Source organism: Acidiphilium iwatense (assembly GCF_021556475.1).
Classification (GTDB): Bacteria; Pseudomonadota; Alphaproteobacteria; order Acetobacterales; family Acetobacteraceae; genus Acidiphilium; species Acidiphilium iwatense.
In genome coordinates, this window is record NZ_JAKGBZ010000099.1 from 1 (window position 1) to 4,422 (window position 4,422).

5 protein-coding genes are annotated in these 4,422 nt (G+C 61.2%); 4 read left to right on the plus strand and 1 reads right to left on the minus strand.

The features are described from left to right. A partial coding sequence (locus tag L2A60_RS19860) for a hypothetical protein (RefSeq protein ID WP_235706194.1) occupies positions 1–211 on the minus strand: 211 nt, incomplete at its 3' end. Here L2A60_RS19860 and L2A60_RS20705 point away from each other — a divergent pair. From L2A60_RS20705 to L2A60_RS19875, 4 genes are all read left to right on the plus strand, one after another. Further along, on the plus strand, positions 210–338 hold the full coding sequence (locus tag L2A60_RS20705) for a hypothetical protein (protein ID WP_268920350.1): 129 nt from the start codon (positions 210–212) through the stop codon (positions 336–338). The genes L2A60_RS19860 and L2A60_RS20705 overlap by 2 nt on opposite strands. A 214-nt stretch (positions 339–552) precedes the next feature. After that, positions 553–2,379, plus strand: coding sequence for a methanol/ethanol family PQQ-dependent dehydrogenase (locus L2A60_RS19865; protein ID WP_329603618.1), 1,827 nt, complete (start codon positions 553–555; stop codon positions 2,377–2,379). 110 nt (positions 2,380–2,489) lie between these two features. Further along, positions 2,490–3,368, plus strand: coding sequence for a quinoprotein dehydrogenase-associated putative ABC transporter substrate-binding protein (locus L2A60_RS19870; RefSeq protein WP_235706196.1), 879 nt, complete (start codon positions 2,490–2,492; stop codon positions 3,366–3,368). After that, complete coding sequence (locus L2A60_RS19875) at positions 3,365–4,147, plus strand: c-type cytochrome (protein ID WP_235706197.1); 783 nt, start codon at positions 3,365–3,367, stop codon at positions 4,145–4,147. Before L2A60_RS19870 ends, L2A60_RS19875 begins: the two co-directional genes overlap by 4 nt. The last annotated feature ends 275 nt before the right edge of the window (positions 4,148–4,422 follow it).

A 4,422-nucleotide genomic window follows, 5' to 3' on the forward strand; every position in this document is an offset into this window, starting at 1 on the left:
GGTGTTTCAGCGCCGTACCGCCGATATGTTCGCCACTGGGCGCTGAATGCGGGTCGAGCCGGTAATCGTCATGGCAGCGCTTCCAGGCCGCCTCGATATAAGCCTCGCGCAGCAAGGGCCGGTCGCCAGGACGACCGCCGCTGGCCAGCCCTTCGGGCGCCATGGTCCGCCGATCGACAAGCCACCGCTCCGCACTGCAGGCGCGGGACATGCTGACTTCTCCCCTGATGCGATGGTTCTTTTTGAAGGCCGCGGGGAGCATCGCGCGCCGTCGGACCTGGCGCAAGGAAAATCAGCACGATGTTCTGTTTCTGGAACAGAGTGTCACGCCGGTGTGATGGGGCGTTACATCATGTTCACATCTGCCCGCGACAGCACGTGGATTTGTCAGCGATTCTGGCGCGCCAGGCCAGATTGAGATTTGGCGCGATTTTTGCTTTAGCTGGAATGGCCGGGCGAATCCGGTTCCAGATGAATGGTTTGCGGTCGCTGCCGGTTCCGGCGGTGCCGCGCACATGGAGGAACGTGATGAAGAAACTAGGACGAACATCGTTGAGCCGTTCGCTGCTGATCGCGACGCTCGGCGTGCTCGGTGCCGGCGCCTTCGTGCTCGGCGCTCATGCCCAATCCTCGAGCGCGTCGGCCAGCGAGTCGCTGCTGACGATGCAGAAAAACGCCAATGACTGGGTGATGCCGACCGGCACCTACAATAACTGGCGCTACAGCACGCTGAAGCAGATCGACACCAGCAACGCGAAGGATCTGCAGGTTGCGTGGTCGATGTCGACCGGGACCGATCGCGGGCTGGAGGGCCAGCCGATCGTGATCGGCAACATGATGTACTACCAGACCTCGTATCCGAACTACGTCTATGCGATCGATCTCAACCACACCGGCCGGATCGCCTGGAAGTTCGAGCCGCCGCGCGATTCCAACGCCCCGCCGGTTGCCTGCTGCGACGTGGTCAATCGCGGGCCGGCCTATGGCGACGGCATGATCTTCGTCGATGCCCTGGACGGCATGGTCTATGCGCTCGACGCCAAGACCGGCAAGGTGGTGTGGAAGGCGAAGAACGCCCATCCGACCAAGGGCCAGACGATGACCGGCGCGCCGATGGTGGTGAAGGACAACGTGATCGTCGGGGTTTCCGGCGGCGAATACGGCGTGCGGGGCTACATCACCGCCTACAACGTCAAGACCGGCAAGAGGGTCTGGCGCGCCTATAGCGAAGGCCCGAACAAGGACATGTTGATCAGCGCCTCCCACACGATCAACGGTGCGACGGGCAAGCCGGTCGGGCCGCATTCCAGCCTGAAGACCTGGAAGGGCAACGAGTGGAAGATCGGCGGCGGCACGACCTGGGGCTGGTTCTCCTATGATCCCAAACTCAACCTGATGTATTACGGGAGCGGCAATCCCGGCACCTGGAACCCGACCCAGCGGCCCGGCAAGAATCGCTGGTCGATGACCATTTTCGCACGCAACCCGGAGACCGGCGCGGCGAAATGGGTTTACCAGATGACCCCGCATGACGGCTGGGACTATGACGGCGTCAACGAGATGGTTCTGGTCAATGTGGATGATCACGGCAAGACGGTGCCGGCGCTGGTCCATTTCGACCGCAACGGCTTCTCGTATGTGATGAACCGGGAAACCGGCGCGCCGATCGCGATCCACAAATACGACAAATCGGTGAACTGGGCGACCGGGATCAACCCGAAGACCCATGAGCCGATCGTCGATCCGGCGAAGATGACCACGGCCAACAAGAACGTGAAGGATATCTGCCCGGCCTCGCAGGGCGACAAGGATGAACAGCCGGTTTCCTACGATCCGACCACCAAGCTGTTCTATGCGCCGCTGAACCATCTGTGCATGAGCTACCAGGCGTTCAACGTGAAGTACAAGGCCGGGTTCCCGTTCGTCGGCGCGATCGTGAACATGGTCCCTGGACCGGGCGGCTATCGTGGCCGGTTCATCGCCTATGATCCGATGACCGGCAAGGCCACGTGGTCGATCCACAGCATGTTCCAGGATTGGGGCGGCGCGCTGACCACGGCCGGCGGCGTCGGCTTCTACGGCACGCTGAAAGGTATGTTCCGGGCGGTCGATCTGAAGACGGGCAAGATCCTGTATCAGTTCAAGACGCCCTCGGGCATCATCGGCAACCCGATGACCTACATGCATGACGGCAAGCAATACGTCGCGATCCTGAGTGGAGTCGGCGGCTGGGCGGCGATCGGCATGACCAACCACCTGCACAAAAGCTCCGCCGGTCTGGGCGCGGTCGGCCTGAATGCGACCCTGACCGACTACACCAACCTTGGCGGCACGTTGATGGTCTTTGCTCTCCCGTCGAAAGTGGCGAGCGCGCACTGACGTCAGCCGGCGATCCAGCCTGGGTTTCTCCCCTGCCCAGGCTGGATTTTTTTCACAGCCGGTTTGGGATTGTGCAATAGATGGCCGGTAACATCATGGAGGACGTCCCGATGTCGTGGACAATGTCAGGCTGGGCGAGGCAGGCCAGAGCGGCGGCGGTGAGCGCGGCCGCTATCACCGTTTCGGTTGGCGGGTTCGCCCAGGCCGCGAATTCGGCGCCGACCGCCGATAGCCATGTGCTGCGGGTCTGCGCCGATCCGAACTACATGCCCTATTCAAACAAGGCCGGCGAAGGTTTCGAGAACAAGGTGGCCGAACTGGTCGCCAAGGCGATGGGCCGCAAGCTCGAATACCGCTGGGCGAGCTATCGCGCGCGCGGCGGGTTTTCCAATTTCCTGGCGGAAAATCTCGACGCAAAAAAATGCGACGTGGTGATGAATTTGCCCTACGGGGATAACGAGGAGGGTTATACCAAGCCGTACTACTATTCGTCCTACGTGTTCGTCACCCGCAAGGACAAGCACTACCATATCCGCTCGATGAATTCGGTGTCGATGCGGTCGATCAAGATCGGTTTCGAGGCGGGGACGACGCCGGAGACCGCGATGAAGATGCTAGGCCTGATCAACAATTCAGTGCCGTTCCATATCGCGAGCAACCCGAACGCCTCGCCGAAATCGATGTTGCAGGCGGTGCAGGACGACAAAGTGGGCGTGATGATCACCTGGGAGCCGGCGATCGGCTATTTCCTGAAGGATTATCCCGACCTTCAGATCGCGCGTGTGCCGTCCGAGGAATATGGGCCAGGCCTGCCGGCGGTGAACTACACCTATGGCATGGCGATGGGCGTGCGCAAGCACGATACCGCGCTGAAAGCGGAGCTGAACAAGGTGATCGCCGCGCATAAGGCGCAGCTCGCCGCGGTGCTGGCGAAATACGACGTCAAGCTCTATCCCAATCCGCGCCACGTGAATTTTTCCAACCAGTGACGAACAGACAGGACGAGAAAGCAGGACGCATGAAGGCAAGGTATAACATCATCGGCGCGAGCGTTATCGGTGTGGCGGCGGCGGGGCTCATCGCGGTGGCGGGGTTCGCCGCCGATACGTCGTCGGGCGGCGCGATGCCGAAGGGCGAGACGATCGCCAAGGGCAGCGACTGCTTTTCGTGCCACGCGATCAATCAGAAAATCGTCGGGCCGGCGTTCACCTCGGTCGCCGCGAAATTCGCCGGCAAGAAAGGCGCGGAGACGACGCTGGTGAATGCGGTGAAGAAAGGCCATGTCGGCACCTGGGGCAAGGTGCCGATGCCGCCGCATCCGCAACTGAGCGATGCGAAGATCAAGGAAATCATCTCCTGGATTCTGTCGCTCAAGAAAACCAAGACGGCGGCGGCGGAAGCGGCGAGCGGCAAGACATACAGCTACACGGTGAAGGGCAAGACGCTCTCGACCTCGTTCCCGATCTATCAGGCCGGCACCAAGAAAGTCACGCCGGAGGTGTTTCGCGGTTACGAGCTGTTCAACTCCTATTGCTTCCGCTGCCATGGCGAGGATGCGGTGGGGGGGTCGTATGCGCCGAATTTGCGCCGCTCGCTGGCTAACGGCATGAAAGAAAGCAAATTTGTCAGCATCGCGATGACCGGCGTCAAATCGAAAGGGATGCCGAGCTGGGCTGGCTTTTTCTCGCCGCACCAGATCCATGCGATCTATCAGTATACCAAGGCGCGCAGCGTCGCGGTGGTGGGCACCGGCACGCCGAAACACTAACGCGGACGGATCTACTTCAAGGGGATCAACAGGTCGGTGCACGGGCCGAAATGCCCGTCCCGATCGTTCAACAGGAGGAAACCGCAAATGCCTGTAACGATACATCCGTTGGTGGATCAGGGGGTTTTTGGTGGGGGTGTGAAGGGATTTGGGGGTGGGACGCTGCGGTGTCACTGTCCGAGCCATCGGGTTGAGGTTCGGGTTGACGCGCAGGTTGCGCACAACCATGCGTGCGGGTGCACCAAGTGCTGGAAGCCTTCTGGGGCGCGGTTTTC

Coding starts and splice junctions, on each gene's coding strand:
- L2A60_RS20705 (WP_268920350.1), top strand. CDS start 210: ATGCTGACTTCTCCCCTGATGCGATGGTTCTTTTTGAAGGCCGCGGGG.
- L2A60_RS19870 (WP_235706196.1), top strand. CDS start 2,490: ATGTCGTGGACAATGTCAGGCTGGGCGAGGCAGGCCAGAGCGGCGGCG.